Annotated in this window: 14 protein-coding genes; 10 read left to right on the top strand and 4 right to left on the bottom strand. The window is 64.5% G+C overall.

Annotation, left to right across the window (positions count from 1 at the left end; genetic code table 11):
- The first annotated feature begins 106 nt into the window (after window positions 1-106).
- From AAE027_RS06395 to hflX, 4 genes are all read left to right on the top strand, one after another.
- Complete coding sequence (locus AAE027_RS06395) at window positions 107-2524, top strand: sensor histidine kinase (RefSeq protein ID WP_370987343.1); 2418 nt, start codon at window positions 107-109, stop codon at window positions 2522-2524.
- A gap of 17 nt (window positions 2525-2541) precedes the next feature.
- A complete protein-coding gene (gene ntrX, locus AAE027_RS06390; protein ID WP_370987342.1) occupies window positions 2542-3912 on the top strand; it encodes a nitrogen assimilation response regulator NtrX in 1371 nt (456 codons plus the stop codon).
- A gap of 301 nt (window positions 3913-4213) precedes the next feature.
- Complete coding sequence (hfq, locus tag AAE027_RS06385; protein WP_007591126.1) at window positions 4214-4462, top strand: RNA chaperone Hfq; 249 nt, start codon at window positions 4214-4216, stop codon at window positions 4460-4462.
- 11 nt (window positions 4463-4473) lie between these two features.
- Window positions 4474-5874, top strand: a complete 1401-nt coding sequence (gene hflX, locus AAE027_RS06380) for a GTPase HflX (RefSeq protein WP_370987341.1) — start codon at window positions 4474-4476, stop codon at window positions 5872-5874.
- A 133-nt stretch (window positions 5875-6007) separates the two neighbouring features.
- On the opposite strand, the gene mazG is transcribed toward hflX, so the two are convergent.
- Complete coding sequence (gene mazG, locus AAE027_RS06375; RefSeq protein ID WP_370987340.1) at window positions 6008-6862, bottom strand: nucleoside triphosphate pyrophosphohydrolase; 855 nt, start codon at window positions 6860-6862, stop codon at window positions 6008-6010.
- A gap of 126 nt (window positions 6863-6988) precedes the next feature.
- On the opposite strand from mazG, the gene queC reads away from it, so the two are divergent.
- Window positions 6989-7702, top strand: a complete 714-nt coding sequence (gene queC, locus AAE027_RS06370; protein WP_370987339.1) for a 7-cyano-7-deazaguanine synthase QueC — start codon at window positions 6989-6991, stop codon at window positions 7700-7702.
- Window positions 7703-7943: 241 nt separating this feature from the next.
- Here queC and AAE027_RS06365 read toward each other — a convergent pair whose 3' ends face one another.
- From AAE027_RS06365 to nthA, 3 genes are read right to left on the bottom strand one after another with little or no spacing between them, the layout of a single operon-like run.
- The gene (locus tag AAE027_RS06365; RefSeq protein ID WP_370987338.1) at window positions 7944-8321 is read right to left on the bottom strand and encodes a nitrile hydratase accessory protein; all 378 of its coding nucleotides are present in this window, start codon (window positions 8319-8321) and stop codon (window positions 7944-7946) included.
- Window positions 8321-8980 (bottom strand): nitrile hydratase subunit beta, encoded by a 660-nt coding sequence (gene nthB / locus AAE027_RS06360; protein ID WP_370987337.1) that lies wholly within the window; start codon window positions 8978-8980, stop codon window positions 8321-8323. Before nthB ends, AAE027_RS06365 begins: the two co-directional genes overlap by 1 nt.
- A complete protein-coding gene (gene nthA, locus AAE027_RS06355; protein ID WP_370987336.1) occupies window positions 8977-9606 on the bottom strand; it encodes a nitrile hydratase subunit alpha in 630 nt (209 codons plus the stop codon). Before nthA ends, nthB begins: the two co-directional genes overlap by 4 nt.
- 239 nt (window positions 9607-9845) lie before the next feature.
- Here nthA and AAE027_RS06350 point away from each other — a divergent pair, with 239 nt between their 5' ends.
- The 5 genes from AAE027_RS06350 (at window position 9846) to fsrB (ending at window position 17203) form a co-directional block, all read left to right on the top strand.
- On the top strand, window positions 9846-11318 hold the full coding sequence (locus AAE027_RS06350; protein ID WP_370987335.1) for a DASS family sodium-coupled anion symporter: 1473 nt from the start codon (window positions 9846-9848) through the stop codon (window positions 11316-11318).
- A gap of 229 nt (window positions 11319-11547) precedes the next feature.
- Window positions 11548-12693: a methionine ABC transporter ATP-binding protein gene (locus tag AAE027_RS06345; protein ID WP_370987334.1), complete on the top strand. Its 1146-nt coding sequence runs from the start codon at window positions 11548-11550 to the stop codon at window positions 12691-12693.
- A complete protein-coding gene (locus AAE027_RS06340) occupies window positions 12683-13348 on the top strand; it encodes a methionine ABC transporter permease (protein WP_370987333.1) in 666 nt (221 codons plus the stop codon). Before AAE027_RS06345 ends, AAE027_RS06340 begins: the two co-directional genes overlap by 11 nt.
- 514 nt (window positions 13349-13862) lie before the next feature.
- The gene (locus AAE027_RS06335) at window positions 13863-15851 is read left to right on the top strand and encodes a TonB-dependent siderophore receptor (protein ID WP_370987481.1); all 1989 of its coding nucleotides are present in this window, start codon (window positions 13863-13865) and stop codon (window positions 15849-15851) included.
- Window positions 15852-15910: 59 nt separating this feature from the next.
- Window positions 15911-17203 (top strand): siderophore utilization protein FsrB, encoded by a 1293-nt coding sequence (gene fsrB / locus AAE027_RS06330; protein WP_370987332.1) that lies wholly within the window; start codon window positions 15911-15913, stop codon window positions 17201-17203.
- Window positions 17204-17434: the final 231 nt, after the last annotated feature.

The following is a 17434-nucleotide window of genomic DNA, read 5'->3' as shown; positions in this document are numbered from 1 at the left end:
GTCGCGGCTGAGACGCCGCGGAATTGTCGCAATTCGGCAACAATGTGGTACGAATACATCAGTATCCGCGCGCCCGCGGACCCGTTTTTCAGCACCCATTGCCGGAATGATCAGCGCAGATACCTCGGCCGCATCCTTTGACACGGCCCCAGCCGAAGAGCCCAAGCGCTGGTCGCTGCGGCGCTGGCTGGCACCCTTTGCCGTGGCTCTGGCGCTGCTGTCTGCCTTCCTCACGTTCCTGGTTCTGACCGGCCTCACCAAGATCGAGCCGACGCCGGAGGTGGTCCGCTCATTTTATCTGATCAATGCGGCCACGATCCTGCTCCTGGTCGGGATCATCATCCGGGAACTCTGGCAGCTGATCCTGGCCCGACGGCGGGGCCGGGCGGCCGCGCGCCTCCATGTCCAGATTGTCAGCCTGTTCTCAATCGTGGCGGTGCTGCCGGCGGTGCTGGTCGCCGTCGTCGCCAACGTCACCATCGAGCGCGGCCTCGACCGGCTGTTCTCGGGGCCGACCAAGGAGGTGATCCAGAATTCGCTGACGATCGCGCGGGCCTACATGCAGGACCATGCGCAGCTGATCCGCGGCGACATTCTCGGCATGGCCAACGACATCGCGCACGCCCGGCCGCTCTACGACCAGGACCGCCGCTCGTTCCGGGAGATGCTGACCGCCAGCGCCGGCTCCCGCAATCTGCCGGGCGCGATGATCATCGACAAGAACACCAACATCCTGGAATCCGCCGACACCGGCATGCGGCTGGCCTACTCGCCGCCAGCGCCGGACTTCCTCAGCAACGTCAACGAGAACGAACCCGAAATCGCGGTGCTACCGGATGCGAGCTTCGTTGCGGCGGTGATCCGCCTGCGTGCCTTCAACGACACCTTCCTCTACGTCGCCCGGCCACTCGATCCGAACGTCGTCAACCAGCTCAAGCAGACCGAGGTCAGCGTCGCTGAATACGCTCAGATCGAGTCGCGCCGGCTCGGCATCCAGGTCGCCTTCGCGCTGATGTTCGCGGTGATCGCGCTGACCATCCTGATGGCTTCGGTGCTGATTGGCCTCAACTTCGCCAATTCGCTGGTCTCGCCGATCCGGCGGCTGATGAATGCGGCCCACACGGTCTCGACCGGCGATCTGCATGTCCAGGTGGCCGTGCATCAGTCGGAAGGCGACCTTGCCCAGCTTGGTGAGACCTTCAACAAGATGACGCAGGAATTGCGCAGCCAGCGCGACGAGCTCGTCAACGCCAGCGACCTCATCGACAGCCGCCGCCGCTTCATCGAGGCCGTGCTGTCCTCCGCGAGCGCCGGCATCATCGGCGTCGACGCGTCCGGCAGCGTCGGCATCCTCAACCGCTCCGCCGAGAAGCTGATCGGGCACTCCGAAGCGGAGACGCTCGGCCACCCGCTTTCCGACGTGCTGCCTGAGCTCGACGAGATGATGAAGGCGGCGCGGGAAGGGACCCAGCGCCTGGTGCAGGGCCAGATCACGATCACCCGCGACGGCACCGAGCGCAATCTCTCGGTCCGCGTCAGCGCCGAGAAGACCAGCCAACCGCGCGACAGCTACATCATCACGCTCGACGACATCACCGAACTGGTCTCCGCGCAGCGCACCTCGGCATGGGGCGACGTGGCGCGCCGCATCGCCCATGAGATCAAGAATCCGCTGACGCCGATCCAGCTCTCGGCCGAGCGCATCCGCCGCAAGTTCGGCAAGACCATCACCGAGGACAAGGACAAGCAGATCTTCGACCAGTGCACCGACACCATCGTGCGCCAGGTCGACGACATCAGGCGCATGGTCGATGAGTTCTCCCGTTTCGCGCGCATGCCGAAACCGGTGATGGAGGGCGAGGACGTCGCGGACACCGTGCGGCAGGCGGTGTTCCTGATGAAAGTCGCCCATCCCGAGATCGACATCGAGGCCGAGTTCAAAGAGGATCCGCTGCGCGCCCAGTTCGACCGGCGACTGATCTCCCAGGCCGTCACCAACATCGTCAAGAACGCCACCGAGGCGATCGAGCAGGTCCCGCCGGAGGAGCTCGGCCAGGAAAACGGAAAAGGCCGCATCGACGTCGTGGTGTCGCGCGAAGGTGAGGACGTGCTGATCGACGTCATCGACAACGGCATCGGCCTGCCCAAGGTCGCGCGCTCGCGGCTGCTCGAGCCCTACGTCACAACGCGCGCCAAGGGCACCGGCTTGGGGCTGGCGATCGTCGGCCGCGTGCTGGAAGACCATGGCGGACGCATCGAGCTGAAGGACGCCTCCGACTTCCGCGAAGGCCAGCGCGGCGCCTGGATGCGGATGCGCTTTGCGATCTCCGGGCAACCCGCGAAGTCCGAGGGAGCCGAGCCGGCGCCCCCGGAAGCAACCAAGCCGGGCAACAAGGAAACGGTTGCGGATTCCGTCAAGGAATCCAGGCCGGACTCGGAAACAAAAGAGCCGGCCGCCGAAACCAAAGAGCCGACTGAAAAGACCAATGATTCAACGAAAATCGAAGCCTCAACAGGTAACTGACAAGGCAGGCGCGACCCATGGCTAGTGAAATTCTGATTGTCGATGATGAGGCCGATATTCGGGATCTCGTTGCGGGCATTCTCGAAGACGAGGGGTTCGTCACAAGGACCGCACGCGACAGCGATACGGCCCTGGCCGAGATCGCCAACCGCAGGCCGCATCTGGTGTTCCTCGACATCTGGCTCCAGGGCTCCAAGCTCGACGGCTTGCAGCTCCTGGAGCAGGTCAAGAAGGACAACGCCGACCTGCCGGTCGTGATGATCTCGGGCCACGGCAACATCGAGACCGCGGTCGCCGCGATCAAGCGCGGCGCCTACGACTTCATCGAGAAGCCGTTCAAGGCCGACCGGCTGATCCTGGTCGCGACCCGAGCGCTGGAGAACTCGCGGCTCAAGCGCGAGGTCAAGGAGTTGAAGCAGCTCGCGCCGAGCGCCAGCCAGCTCGTCGGGCGCTCGCCGAGCATGAACCAGCTGCGCCAGACCATCGAGCGCGCGGCCAAGGCCAACAGCCGCATCCTGATCGTCGGCCCCGCCGGCGCCGGCAAGGAGCTGACGGCGCGCACGCTGCACACGGCATCGGGCCGCGCCGATGGACCCTTCGTCGTCATCAATGCAGCCGCCATCACGCCCGAGCGGATGGAGCATGAGCTGTTCGGCGTCGAGCAGTCCAACGGCGAACAGCCGCGCAAGGCCGGTGCACTCGAGGAAGCCCATGGCGGCACGCTGTTCATCGACGAGATCGCGGACATGCCGCGTGAGACCCAGAACAAGATTCTGCGCGTGCTGGTCGAGCAATCGTTCCAGCGTGTCGGCGGCACCGCCAAGGTGCAGGTCGACGTCCGCATCATCTCCTCCACCGCGCGCAATCTCGAGGAGGAGATCGCGGCCGGGCATTTCCGCGAGGACCTCTATCATCGGCTCTCGGTGGTGCCGATCCGCGTGCCTGCGCTGTCGGAGCGGCGCGAGGACATTCCGGAATTGATCGACTACTTCATGGAGCAGATCTCGGCCGGCAGCGGCCTGCCCAAGCGGCAGATCGGGCAGGACGCGATGGCGGTGCTGCAATCGCACGTCTGGCCGGGCAATGTGCGCCAGCTCCGCAACAACGTTGAGAGAGTCATGATTCTGGCTGCGGGCGGGCCCGAGGTCATCATCACGGCCGACATGTTGCCGCAGGACGTCGGCTCCATGGTGCCGGCGATGCCGACCAGCAACAATGGCGAGCACATCATGGGCCTGCCGCTGCGCGAAGCGCGCGAAGTATTCGAGCGCGACTATTTGATTGCACAGATCAGCCGTTTCTCAGGAAATATTTCTCGCACGGCCGAGTTTGTTGGCATGGAACGTTCGGCGCTGCATCGGAAGCTGAAGGCGCTCGGTGTCGGCTAAAGCGTTTTCGAGCGAAGTGGGTACCGGTTCGCGTAAAGAAAACGCGTCAAAACAAGATGTCGCGCCGCGACGTTGCGGTGGGATAAGCGAGGAAAATCATCGATTTCCGTAGTTTTTCGGGGCAAGACGGCGAGGGCTGGCGCGTGAAGCGGCTTGCCTAATAACTCCACCTGTCCTCTAATCGCACAGCTGTTCCTTCCGAGGGGGATCTCATGAGGGACGGCGACCGGGAAAGGCCCCGCATCAACCAAAACAGGGGCGCAACCGGCGCAATAAAAAGAAACTCAAAGCGAGAAAAAAAATGGCGGCAGACCGCGCACAAAACCTACAGGACACCTTCCTTAATCACGTTCGCAAAACCAAGACGCCACTAACGATCTTTCTGGTCAACGGAGTGAAGCTCCAGGGCATCGTGACCTGGTTCGACAATTTCTGCTTGCTGCTTCGGCGCGACGGTCATTCGCAGCTCGTCTACAAGCATGCGATCTCGACCATCATGCCGGGCGCTCCGATCCAGTTGTTCGAAGGCGGCGAGGATCAGCCGGCTTGAGAGTGCTCTGATTGGAACCCCGGAATTTTGACGGGGACGCCGACCGTCCGCGGTCGGCAGGGGCTAAGCAGACGGGGCGGGTGCTGGTCATCGGCCCCTACTTGCGAGTGCGTGCGGGCAGTGCCGACGCGCAATCGGAAGGCCATGCCTTGTCCAACCAAGTCCAGCGCGACGCCGAGGCCCGGCTCGATGAAGCCGTGGGCCTCGCGCGCGCGATCGATCTCGTCATTGCCGATGCCATCATCGCGCCGGTCAGCCAGATCCGCCCTGCCACTTACATCGGCAAGGGCAAGGTCGAGGAGATCGCCGCGCTGGCCAAGAGCCTCGACGTCGAGCTGGTGGTGATGGATTGCGCGCTGGCGCCGATCCAGCAGCGCAATCTCGAGAAGCAGTTGCACGCCAAGGTGCTCGACCGCACCGGGCTCATTCTGGAAATCTTCGGCCGCCGCGCCAAGACCAGGGAAGGCTCGCTTCAGGTCGAGCTCGCCCATCTCAATTACCAGCGCTCGCGCCTGGTGCGCTCATGGACCCATCTGGAGCGCCAGCGCGGCGGTTTCGGATTCATGGGCGGTCCCGGCGAGACGCAGATCGAAGCCGACCGCCGCCTGATCCAGGAGCGCATCTCCAAGCTCGAGGGTGAGCTGAAGAAGGTGCAGGCGACGCGACGATTGCATCGCGCCGGCCGCCAGCGCGTGCCGTATCGCGTCGTCGCGCTGGTCGGCTACACCAATGCCGGCAAGTCGACGCTGTTCAACCGCCTGACCCGCGCCGACGTGCAGGCCGCCGACATGTTGTTCGCGACGCTCGATCCGACCTTGCGCGCGCTCAACCTGCCGCATGGCGGCAAGGCGATGCTGTCCGACACGGTCGGATTCATCTCCAATCTGCCGACACAGCTCGTCGCAGCCTTCCGCGCCACGCTGGAGGAAGTGCTGGAGGCGGACGTCATCCTGCACGTCCGCGACATCTCGCATGACGATGCCGAAGCGCAGCAGAGCGACGTCGACGCGGTGCTGCGCCAGCTCGGCATCAACCCCGACGACCCCGGCCGCATCATTGAGGTCTGGAACAAGATCGACCGTTACGACGCCGAGCAGCGCGAAGAGCTTTTGAACATCGCCGCGCGCCGGCCGGAAGATCATCCGGCGATGCTGGTTTCAGCCGTGTCAGGCGAGGGGGTCGACGCGCTGCTCGCCGCGATCGAGCAGCGGCTCGCAGCAAAACGCACCACGCTCGATCTCTCCATCGACGCTGCCGACGGCGCCGGCATCAGCTGGCTGCACCGGAATGCAGAGGTGCTGGCCAAGGAGCTGCACGACGGCCGCTTCGACATGACCGTGCGGGTCGACGAGACCAAGCGGGATATCGTGGTGTCGCGGTTCGACGCGGTGCCGCATCTGTCCGCCACATAGCAGCCGTCGTCCTGGCGAAAGCCAGGACCCATAACCACAGGCCAATGCAATTGGCAACCCTGCTTGCTCCAGCGGGCCTCAACAACTTGCATTTGGGGTAATGGGTCCTGGCTTTCGCCAGGACGACACTGAGTTACCGGCGGGCTTCCTTGCGTCCCTCCGACGCCGGCTTCTCCTCGCCCTTAGCCGCATTCCATAGCGCATCCATCTCCGCCAGCGAGGCCTGCTCCAGGGTGCGGCCCTGCGCCTCCAGCGTCCGTTCGATATAGGCAAAGCGCCGCTCGAATTTTGCATTCGTCGCACGCAGCGCGGCCTCCGGGTCAGCGTCGACATGGCGGGCGAGGTTGACGAGTGCGAAAATCAGGTCCCCGGTTTCTTCTGCCAGCTCCTGCTTGTCATTTCGATCCAGCGCGGCCTCGATCTCGTCGGCTTCCTCGCGGATCTTTTGCAAGACCGCGCGCGGGTCGTTCCAGTCGAATCCGACGGTGGAGGCCTTGCGCTGCAGCTCCATGGCGCGGGTCAAGGCGGGCTGGCCGGCCTTCACGCCCGACAGCAGCGATTTGTGCGCCGGCACTTGCTCCGGCGGCCGGCGCGCGGCGCGTTCGGCTTTCTCCTCGGCCTTGATGCGGTCCCAGACTTCCTTGACGTGAGAGGAGGCGAGATTGCCGTCCTTGTCGGCAAAGACATGAGGATGGCGGCGGATCATCTTGCGGGTGATGGCCTCGACGACATCGCCAAAAGCGAACGCGTTCTGCTCCTCAGCCATCCGGGCATGGAACACGACCTGCAACAGGAGGTCGCCGAGTTCCTCGCGCAGATCGTCGAGATCGCCGCGTGTGATCGCATCGACCACCTCATAGGCTTCCTCGATCGTGTAGGGCGCGATGGTCGCAAAATTCTGCTCGAGATCCCAAGGACAGCCGGTGACTGGCGTGCGCAGCGCCGCCATGATCTCGATGAGGCGGGAAATGTCGCGGGAAGGGGTCATTGCGGGGCGGTCTCCTGGCTCCAAAGCCTTATGCCAAAAGCGGGCTGCCGTTCCCAGCGGGGCGCGGCGGAACAGGTCGATTTCCACCGATTGGCGGGCGGTCTGCGCAGTGCTAAAGCGCGGGCCATGAGCGACGCATTTTCATCACAGACCGCCTTGGTGCTGTTTTCCGGCGGTCAGGATTCCACCACCTGCCTCGCCTGGGCGCTCAGCCGTTTCGCCCGCGTGGAGACGCTGGGGTTCGACTACGGCCAACGCCATGCCATTGAGCTGGCCTGCCGTGACCGCTTGCTCGAGGGCATCAAGGGCCTGCGCGCGGATTGGGCCGCAAAGCTCGGCGACAGCCACACGCTGTCGATCCCGACGCTGGCGGCCGTGTCCGAGACGGCGCTGACCCGCGATGTCGCAATCGCGATGGGTGCCGACGGCCTGCCCAACACCTTCGTGCCCGGCCGCAATCTGGTGTTTCTGACCTTCGCCGCGGCGCTGGCCTACCGGCGCGGCATCACCCATATTGTCGGCGGCATGTGCGAGACCGACTATTCCGGCTATCCCGATTGCCGCGACGAGACCATCCGCGCCATGCAGGCCGCGCTCTCGCTCGGCATGGCGAGATCCTTCGAGTTGCATACGCCGCTGATGTGGATCGATAAGGCGGCGACGTGGCAGCTCGCGCACGACCTCGGGGGCAACGGGCTTGTCGATCTCATCCGCGAGCAGTCGCACACCTGCTATCTCGGCGAACGCGGCGCGCAGCACGAGTGGGGCTATGGATGCGGCGAGTGCCCGGCGTGCAGCCTGCGGGCGAAGGGGTGGCGGGAGTTCGTGGCGGGTCGCTGAGGCTACAAATTCGGGTCATCACCCGCGAAAGCGGGTGATCCAGTGTCCCACAGACCGTGCTTGAGCCGAGAGGCCGCGGCGTACTGGGTCGCCCGGTCAAGCCGGGCGACGACAGGTGGAGAGAAGCCGCGCTCTCTCCGCCGTCATTGCGAGGAGCTCTTGCGACGAAGCAATCCAGGATCCCTCCGCGGAAAGACTCTGGATTGCTTCGCTGCGCTCGCAATGACGGACGTGGCGAGACCTACCGAAAATCCTCAGGCCTGAGCTCGATCGGCTTGCCATGCGGCGTGCGGTCGGCGGCGTGGTCCCAGGCGTCGCGGTAGCGGTGCAGCGTCTGCGTCGAGGCGACGCCCTTGCGTGCGACGAGGCCTTCCAGCGTGGCGAGCCAATGCAGGTAGTAGGTCTCGCCCGTATCCGGATCGCCGGCGGCCTGTGCACGCTTGATCTCCTCGGCGAGCGCGGCGGCCCATTCGGGCCAGGTGAACACGCCGCGTTCGTGCAGGCTCAACGCCATCGCAAACGCGTGGGCCTCCCAGGGCGCGCGGAACACCGGGCCGTCGTCGTCACGGGGAATGCTCGGAATGGCCGCAGTGGCAGCGGCCGCAAGCGGGCTGCTCATCACGCCGGGTCCAGATAGGGCTCGAATGCGTCGATGGAGACCTTCGAGGTCGGATCGCCATCCGCGCCCCAGAGATCGCGCCCCTCGAACACGACCGTGTAGAGCCATTGCGGATTTTCGCCTTGCTCCATCGCGGCCGTGTCAGGAAACACCTGGCAGCCGTGGTTCAGCTCGACGACGCCGACATGGCCGCGCACATAGCGCGGCAGCCGCGTGTGCGTCGCAGGATGAATGTTCTTGGCGCGTACACGGTCGCCGATCGCAAATTTCGCCGGGGCCGGGGCAGGGCGAGCGAACTTGCCGCGCACCATCACGCGCTCGACATTGGCGAGATCGAACTTGCCGTGCTTGAGCGCCTTTGCGGGCTGCATCGCGTGGCCGGCGGCGACCTCCTCCCGTGTGAGGTAGCCCTTCTCGATCAGCATCTCCTCGAGCCCGAGGAACCATTTCTTGTAATAGGAACTCGCGAGATAGACATGGGGCGGGAGCGTCTCGCGATAGAAGCGGGAAGTGTCGATGTTGAAGGCACCGGCCGCACCCATCGCACGTACCATGGCGAGGACACGCGCTTCCCAATCGGCGTGGAACATCGGCTCGTTCGACTCGGGCTCGACCTTGCCGAACCCGTCCATGCCGCCCATGTCATGCACGCCGTTCACGACGGCGCTCCCGGCGTCTTGGGAAAGCCGGTGCCGATCATGGAGTCGCGGGTGACGAGGTCGGCGAGCTGGTCCTCGCTCCAGCCCTCGGTGCCTTCGGGCCGCATCGGCAGCACCAGAAAGCGCGTCTCCGCGGTGGAATCCCACACTCTTATTTCCATGTCCTTGGGCAGCGTGACGCCGAAATCGGCGAGCACGCCGCGTGGATCCTTCACCGCACGCGAGCGGTAGGGCGCGGCCTTGTACCAGACCGGCGGCAGCCCGAGCATTTCCCAGGGGTAGCAGGAGCACAGCGTGCACACGACCATGTTGTGGCGCTCAGGCGTGTTCTCGACCACGACGAGATGGTCACCGACGCGGCTGACATGGCCGAGCGTGCCGATGGCCTTGCTGCCGTCCTCCAGCAGCGCCTTCTTGAACGCCGGATCGGTCCAGGCCTTGGCGACGACGCGCGCGCCATTGTGCGGGCCGATCTTGGTCTCATAGGCCTGAATGATGGCATCGAGCGCAGCCGGCTCGACATAGCCTTTTTCGGTCAGGATCGTTTCGAGCGCGCGCACGCGCAGCTCGGTCTCCGACAGCTCGGAATGGTCGTGATCGTGGTGGTGGTCATGATCGTGGCTCATAGGACAAAGGATAGGCGCAATGGTCCGTTTCTGTCGAGCGTTCGTTGCAGTGCAATCCGGCCATGTGTTCGTGACGCCTTTGCGCGCTGGCATAGCCGGTGACATGGCGAAAACTGCTTTCAAACCGGCTCTGGACAGCCATTGATATCGTCGTGGACAGTCCGTATACGCCGCGCTGGGACAAAAGCGGGTCCGGTCAACGGGCCGCACGGCGCGACGTCAATCGAGGGGGAAGGCCCATGACCGCTAGCTCGCAGGCGTCTGAGGCGAACGGGTTTCGCTGGAAGCTGATCGCGCCCCTCGTGGTGTGGCTGGCGATCTATCTGTGGCCGGTGCCGTCGGGGCTCAATGTCAATCAGTGGCACTATTTTGCCGTGTTCGCGGCGGTCATCACCGGGCTCATCCTGGAATCGATGCCTGTCGGTGCAGTCGGGTTCATCGGCCTCACGGTCGCCGGCGTCGCCGGCTATATCGATGCCGATCCCACGAAATCGCTGCGCTGGATGCTGGCGGGATTTGCCGAGAGCACGGTGTGGCTGATCGTCGGCGCCTTCGTGTTCTCGATCGGCTACCGCAAGAGCCAGCTCGGCCGGCGCATTGCGCTGGTGCTGGTGCAGCGACTCGGCCGCAACACGCTTGGTCTCGGCTATGCGGTCGCGATGTCGGACTTCCTGCTCGCGCCGGCGACCCCCTCGAACACCGCGCGCAGCGGCGGCATCGTCTATCCCATCATCAGCAACATCCCGCGCATCTATGGCTCCGAGCCGGGACCGACCGCCGGCAGGATCGGCACCTATGTGATGTGGACCGCCTTTGCGGCGACCGCGATCACGAGCTCGCTGTTCTTCACCGCGCTCGCACCCAACGCGGCGGCGCTTGCGATCGCCAAGAAGACAGTCGGGATCGAGGTGAGCTGGGGCCAGTGGTTCGTCGGCTTTGCGCCGCTCGGAATCCTGCTGATGGTGCTCGTTCCGCTGCTGAGCTATCTGGTGTGCCGTCCCGAGGTGAAGCGCAGCCCGGAAATCTCGGAATGGGCGGCGAAGGAGCTCAGCGCGATGGGCCCGATGTCGCGCAACGAATGGATCATGCTCGGCCTGATCGTGCTCGCGATGTTCCTGTGGATCGCGGGCTCGAGCCCGGACATCCGCGTCCCCGTGCTCGGCTCGAACTTCGTCAACGCCACTACCGTGGTGTTCATCGTGATCTCCTTGATGCTGGTGACCGGCGTGATCGAGTTTGCCGACATCGTCGGCGAGAAGAGCGCCTGGGAAGTGTTCTTCTATTTCACCTCGCTGCTGACGCTGGCCTCGGGCCTCAACGAAATCGGCTTCATCAAATGGTTCGCGGCCGAATACGCCAAGCCGCTCGCGGGGCTGTCGCCATCGACCGCGATGCTGCTGCTGGTCGCGCTGTTCTTCTGGATCCACTATTTCTTCTCGAGCATCACCTCGCATGCGGCCGCGGTGCTGCCGGTGGTGCTGGCGGTCGGATCCGGCATCACTGATCTGCCAGTCACGACGCTCGCCATGCTCTGCATGTATTCGCTCGGCCTGATGGGCGTGATCTCGCCTTACGCGACGGGACCTGCGCCGATGTATTTCGGCAGCGGTTACATCGGCAAAGGCCAGTTCTGGGGCTTTGGCCTGATCTTTGGGCTGCTCTATTTCGCCGGCCTCCTGCTGATTGTGCTGCCCTGGTTGCAGGTCCACTGAGCCGCGCCGGAGGCTCTTGGCCTGGCAGATGAATTTTCTCCCCGAGGGGCGGGATTTGGAAAACTTCATCCAACTCCCGCAGATATCTGACATTGCAAGACGGACCTGAAAGGGCGATGGTGCGTGCTGCGGTGCAGCGCGCTTACTCGAGCCCTCATCGCGGTTCCAATCCCGTCGCATGATGCGACCAGGCTTCCCGCGGATTTTGCGGGCAAGCGAACCATTGTGCATGAAGGCCACCACCATGAACGCCCACCAATCGCTTGCGATCGGACAGCCGATCCAGACGCCTGAAGCGATTTCGCCCGCCGAGCCGGACGCGATGGTCCGTTTCGCCGGCATCTCGAAAACCTATCCGGCCTATCGCGGCAAGCCCGGCGTCAAAGCGCTGCAAGGCATCGACTTCGGAATTCCACGCGGTTCCATCACCGGCGTGATCGGTCGCTCCGGCGCCGGCAAGTCGAGCCTGGTCCGGCTGATCAACGGGCTGGAGAAGCCAACCACGGGCCGCGTCATCGTCGGCAACAAAGACATCTCGGCGCTCGCAGGGCGCGAATTGCGACTGGCGCAGCGCTCAATCGGCATGATCTTCCAGCACTTCAACCTGCTGTCGTCGCGCACGGCGGCCGACAACATCGCGCTGCCGCTCGAGATCGCCGGCTGGGCCAAGGCCGACATCAAGGCCCGTGTCGCCGAGCTGCTCGCGCTGGTCGGCATCGCCGACAAGCACGACCGCTATCCTTCCGAACTCTCCGGCGGCCAGAAGCAGCGCGTCGGCATCGCGCGGGCCCTCGCCACGCGGCCGAGCGTGCTGCTGTCGGACGAGGCGACCTCGGCGCTCGATCCACAGACCACGCGCGCGATCCTCGATCTGCTTGCGAGCATCAACCGCGAGCTCGGGGTGACCATCGTGCTGATCACCCACGAAATGTCGGTGGTGCGTCAGCTCGCGAAGGAGGTCGTGGTGCTCGATGCCGGCCGCGTGGTCGAGAGCGGCCATGTCGCCGACATCTTCACCCATCCCAGGCACCCGATCACGCAGTCCTTCCTGGCGGAGGTGATCGGCGACAGCCTGCCGGTATCGCTGGCGAGCCGCATTGTTTCGGAGCCGGTCGCGGGTGGACAGGCCGTAATCCGCGTCCAGGTCCGCGGCGCCGGCGCCGGCGATACGCTGGTGGCGCGTCTTGCCCGTGAGCTCGGCCTCGACGTTGCACTGCTCTCGGCGCGCATCGACGAGATCAGCGGCCAGCACGTCGGCTCGCTCGTTCTCGGCATTCCTTTTGGCATGTCTGGCGGAGAGGACGCGGCGACGCGGACGCTCGCCTGGTTGTCTCAATATCAATTCCCGGCGGAGCGTCTCGGCCATGTCGCCTGAACTCATCAACCTGATCGCCCAGGCCACGGGCGAAACCCTGTTCATGGTCAGCATCGCGGCGCTGCTCGGCACCGTCTTCGGTCTGCCGCTCGGCGTCTTTCTTGCGACCAGCCGGAAGGGGGAGCTGTTCGCGGCACCTGCCATCAACGGCGTGCTCGGCGTCATCGTCAACGCGACGCGGTCCACGCCCTTCATCATCCTGGTCGTCGCCATCATCCCGTTCACGCGCCTCGTCGCCGGCACCTCGATCGGATCGACGGCGGCGATCGTCCCTCTGACGATTGCGTCGACGCCGTTTATCGCACGCCTCGTCGAAGCTGCGATCCGCGAGGTCGATGGTGGCCTGATCGAGACGGCGTCCTCGTTCGGAGCCTCGCCGATCCAGATCGTGCTCAAGGTGCTGATCCCCGAGGCGCTGCCGGGCCTGGTGCTGGCACTGACGCTCGCGGTGGTCAGCCTGCTCGGCTATTCCGCCATGGTCGGCGCCGTCGGCGGCGGAGGCCTCGGTGATCTCGGCATCCGCTACGGCTATCAGCGCTTCATGCCGGAGATGATGCTGGCCGTCGTCGTCGTGCTGATCGCGCTGGTGCAGCTCGTGCAGAGCGCGGGCGATTATCTGGCGCGTCGCGTCAACCGCCGGCTGCGGCATCGCTGATACCGTTTCCAGATGTTGCGGACGGGCGGATTCTCGTCCGTCTGGAAGCATTCCAAAATCGAAACGTGACTGGGCGCTTTCGCCGCACTTGCTGCGCACACGTCTGGAGAAATTCTAACGCTGTTCCTATCGCACTCCGAAACCGCCTGAGTTAGGGCGGGGCATCAAAAATGATACCGGCAAAGCCGGTAGTGCGTGGGGCTTCCAAGACGTGACCGACTTCCAACTTTCTTCGCGTGATGACACGCGTCGCCGCCAGATTCATCTTCTCTTCTTCGGTGCCGTCAGCACATTTGCACTCTCCGTGCCGTTCGGTGACGTGCAAGCCCAGACGCAAATTCCCGCTGTCACCGTCGACGCGCCAGCCCAACGCGCTCGCCCCGCGGCGATTGCATCGTCACGAAGGTCGGCGGCGACACGTGCCGCGCGCGCCAATCGTCGCGCTCCGGCGCAGCAGGCTGCGCCAACCCAGTCGGCATCGAACGGCGCCACCTTCGAACGCGCCAATGGTCCGGTGCGCGGTTTCGTCGCCACGAGGAGCGGCACCGCCACCAAGACGGATACACCGCTGATCGAAACGCCGCAGTCGGTGTCCGTGGTCACCACCGACCAGGTCAGGAACCAGGGCGCGGTCTCGATCGGCGAGGCGCTGCGCTACACGGCCGGCGTCAGCGGCGACGTCAATGGCGGCTCGGACACCCGCTTCGGCGCCCTTCAGATCCGCGGCTTCGACACGACCATGTCCGGCCTCTACGTCGACGGCTTGCGGATTCCGTCCAGCAACTACGTGCACTTCAACGGCCTCGATCCTTACGGGGCCGAGCGTATCGAGATTCTCAAGGGCCCGTCCTCGGCGATGTATGGCGGCAGCGGCACCGGCGGCATCCTCAACTACGTGACAAAACTGCCGACGGCGCAGCAGTTCGGCGAGGTCTCGATCTCCGGCGGCAGCTTCAACCGCTATCAGGGCCAGTTCGACATGGGCGGGCCCGCCAACAAGGAAGGCACGGTACTGTGGCGCCTCACCGGCGTGGTGCGCGACGGCGAGACTCAGGTCGACTTCACCAAGGACAACCGCGTCTTCATCGCGCCCGCCGTCACCTTCAAGCCGAACGAGGACACCACCATCACCTTGCTCGCCAACTACCAGCGCGACCGGGCAGGGTGGGGCCTCCAGTTCCTGCCGGCCTCGGGCACGGTGTGGCCGAACAACGGTCGCACCATCCCGGTTTCGTTCTTCGCGGGCGTGCCGAGCTTCAACGCGTTCAACACCGAGATCGCGACCGCCGGCTACCAGCTCTCGCACGATTTCACCGACAACATCACGCTCCGGCAGAACCTGCGTTACGCCTATCAGCACAACGAGGAAAAGACCTTCTACGGCACGGGATATACCGACGAGGCGGCGGGGCAGCTGGGGCGTTTCGGCAGCTACAGCAACTCGTACATCAACTCCTTCGCAGTGGACAACCAGCTCCAGGGCAAGTTCACCACGGGCATCCTTGGCCATACCACGCTGGTCGGGATCGACTATCGCAACACCGCGTTTCGCGACACCGCGTTTAGCGTCACGACGTCGTCGCCGGAGATCAACGTGTTCAATCCGGTCTACAGCTACGACTGGACCATCGGCGCGATGAACGACAACACCGGCGTGAAGCAGTCTCAGCTCGGCCTCTACGCGCAGGATCAGATCAAGCTCGGCCGGCTGTCGTTCCAGCTCGGCGGCCGCCAGGATTTCGTGACGACGCAGCTCGACAGCGGAATCACCAACACATCGATCTCGAAGGATGCTTCGGCCTTCACCGGCCGCGCCGCCATGATGTACAATTTCGACAACGGCATCGCGCCCTATTTCAGCTACTCGGAATCATTCCTGCCGGTGCTTGCCACGGGGCCGGGCGGCCAGATGCTCAATCCCGAGACCGGCGTGCAGTACGAGGTCGGCGTCAAGTACCAGCCGCTCGGCGGGAACGCGCTGTTCACTTTCGCAGCCTTCGACCTGACGCGCGCCAACGTCGCTGTGTACGTACCTGCAATGACCTTTTACGAACAGATCGGGCAGGTGAAGTCGCGCGGCATCGAGCTCGAAGGCACGATGTCGCTCGCCGACGGCTGGAATCTGCGCGCAGCCTATGCCTATGTCGATGCCATGGTCACGCAGGATCCGGTGAATGTCGGCAAAGCGCCGGTCACCGTGCCGCTCAACCGCGCCTCGCTGTGGAGCGACTACACGCTCCAGAACGGACCGCTCGCAGGCTTGCAGTTCGGCGGCGGCATCCGTTATGTCGGCGCGACCTGGGGTGATGATGCCAACACCTTCAAGGTGGGATCCTCGACCGTGCTGGATGCGCTTTTGGCCTACACCAGGGACAATTGGCGGCTGTCGCTGAACGTCACCAACCTCGCCGACACACGCTACGTCGCTGCCTGCTACGGCCTGTCGGGGTGCATGTATGCCGAGGGGCGCAAGGCGATCGGCAAGTTGACCTACCGCTGGTGAGTTCACTTCAAGACGGCTCGGCAATCGCGGCCGGGTCTGCGGGATGAGAGTGGAAGACCATGAGAGAACTATTCGGCAGGCTGCATCGCTGGGCGGGACTGCTGACCGCCGGCTTCCTGTTCTTCTCCGGCATCACCGGGGCGATCATCTCTTGGGATCACGAGATCGACGACGTCCTGAACAGCCATTTGTTCGACGTCAGCACCAAGAGTCCGGCGATTCCCTCGATCGAGCTCGCGAAGACGATCGAGCAACGCGATCCCCGCGCACGCGTCGTCTATCTCTTCATGACGCCGGAGGAAGGCCACTCGCTGTGGTTCTTCGTCATGCCGCGGATCGATCCAGCGACCGGAAGGCGTTACCCGCTCGACTACAATCAAGTCTTCCTCGATCCCAACACCGGCGCGGAGCTCGGCCGGCGCTATTGGGGCGCGGTGTGGCCGGTGACGAGAGAAAACTTCGTCTCGTTCCTCTACAAGCTGCACTACACCATGCACATCCCGGAATTCTGGGGCAGCGACCGCTGGGGCATGCGCGTGCTCGGCGTGATCGCCATCATCTGGACCATCGATTGCTTCGTCGGCTTCTATCTGACACTGCCATCGCGGAGGCGCGCCAAGACGGCGCGGGCGCCTGAAGTCACGCGCCGGCTCCAGCGCGGCTTCTGGGCGCGGTGGGCGCCGGCTTGGACCATCAAGACCTCGGGCAGCTCCTACCGCATCAATTTCGACATCCACCGGGCCTTCAGCCTGTGGACCTGGGGCGTGCTGTTCGTCATCGCCTTCACGGCGTTCTCGCTGAACCTCTATTTCGAGGTGTTCTCGCCGCTGATGAAGATGGTCTCGAACTACACCCCGACGCCCTATGAGCAGCGGCCCTATCGCGATCTCGACAACCCCATCGAGCCCAAGGTCAGCTTTGCCGACATCGCGGCGCGCGCGGCGGCCGACGGCAAGGGGCGAGGGTGGACCACTCCGGTCGGCGCGATCAGCTACGGCCCGGCCCATGGCGTCTATGCCGCCGCCTTCTTTCATCCCGGCGACGACCACGGCGCCGGCGGCGTCGGCCCGGCGCAGCTCTATTACGACAGCGAGGACGGCCGTCCCATCGGCGAGCGCCTGCCCTGGGTCGGCACCGCCGCCGACATCTTCGTGCAGGCGCAATTCCCGCTGCATTCGGGCCGCATCGTCGGGCTGTTCGGCCGCATCCTGATCTCGATGATGGGCCTCGTCGTGGCGGCTCTGTCGGTCACCGGCGTCGTGATCTGGTGGCGCAAGCGCCGCGCCCGTGTCCGCGTGCGCGAGACCACGGCGATGCGCCTCGGTCGGCAGCAACTCACGCCGGCAGAGTAGGGCGCTCGTCCGGGCTTCGGATGAACGTTGCCGCGAAACCGAGCCTCGGTGCGAATCCGTAGCGCATATCCGTGGTGACGCGCAGCGCTGCGATTGCGGTCACCTGAGGATATTTAGGAACCAGGAATATTCCGGCACGGTTTGTGAGTTGCAGGGAAATCCCACTTGCCCAAGGCGGTACCGCCAGGAGGCGACTGATGAGTGATCAATCCAAGCCGGTAGGTGCAAGCT

The sequence above is a fragment of the Bradyrhizobium sp. DN3 genome, from assembly GCF_041357655.1.
Lineage (GTDB): Bacteria > Pseudomonadota > Alphaproteobacteria > Rhizobiales > Xanthobacteraceae > Bradyrhizobium.
Note: the sequence above shows the minus strand (reverse complement) of the source record. Positions and strands in the feature narration are given on the sequence as shown.

What these genes read in the sequence shown, in the direction of transcription:
- AAE027_RS06395 (WP_370987343.1), top strand. Translation starts at nt 107, where the DNA reads ATGATCAGCGCAGATACCTCGGCCGCATCCTTTGACACGGCCCCAGCC.
- ntrX (WP_370987342.1), top strand. Translation starts at nt 2,542, where the DNA reads ATGGCTAGTGAAATTCTGATTGTCGATGATGAGGCCGATATTCGGGAT.
- hfq (WP_007591126.1), top strand. Translation starts at nt 4,214, where the DNA reads ATGGCGGCAGACCGCGCACAAAACCTACAGGACACCTTCCTTAATCAC.
- mazG (WP_370987340.1), bottom strand. Translation starts at nt 6,862, where the DNA reads ATGACCCCTTCCCGCGACATTTCCCGCCTCATCGAGATCATGGCGGCG.
- queC (WP_370987339.1), top strand. Translation starts at nt 6,989, where the DNA reads ATGAGCGACGCATTTTCATCACAGACCGCCTTGGTGCTGTTTTCCGGC.
- AAE027_RS06365 (WP_370987338.1), bottom strand. Translation starts at nt 8,321, where the DNA reads ATGAGCAGCCCGCTTGCGGCCGCTGCCACTGCGGCCATTCCGAGCATT.
- nthA (WP_370987336.1), bottom strand. Translation starts at nt 9,606, where the DNA reads ATGAGCCACGATCATGACCACCACCACGATCACGACCATTCCGAGCTG.
- AAE027_RS06350 (WP_370987335.1), top strand. Translation starts at nt 9,846, where the DNA reads ATGACCGCTAGCTCGCAGGCGTCTGAGGCGAACGGGTTTCGCTGGAAG.
- AAE027_RS06345 (WP_370987334.1), top strand. Translation starts at nt 11,548, where the DNA reads ATGAAGGCCACCACCATGAACGCCCACCAATCGCTTGCGATCGGACAG.
- AAE027_RS06340 (WP_370987333.1), top strand. Translation starts at nt 12,683, where the DNA reads ATGTCGCCTGAACTCATCAACCTGATCGCCCAGGCCACGGGCGAAACC.
- fsrB (WP_370987332.1), top strand. Translation starts at nt 15,911, where the DNA reads ATGAGAGAACTATTCGGCAGGCTGCATCGCTGGGCGGGACTGCTGACC.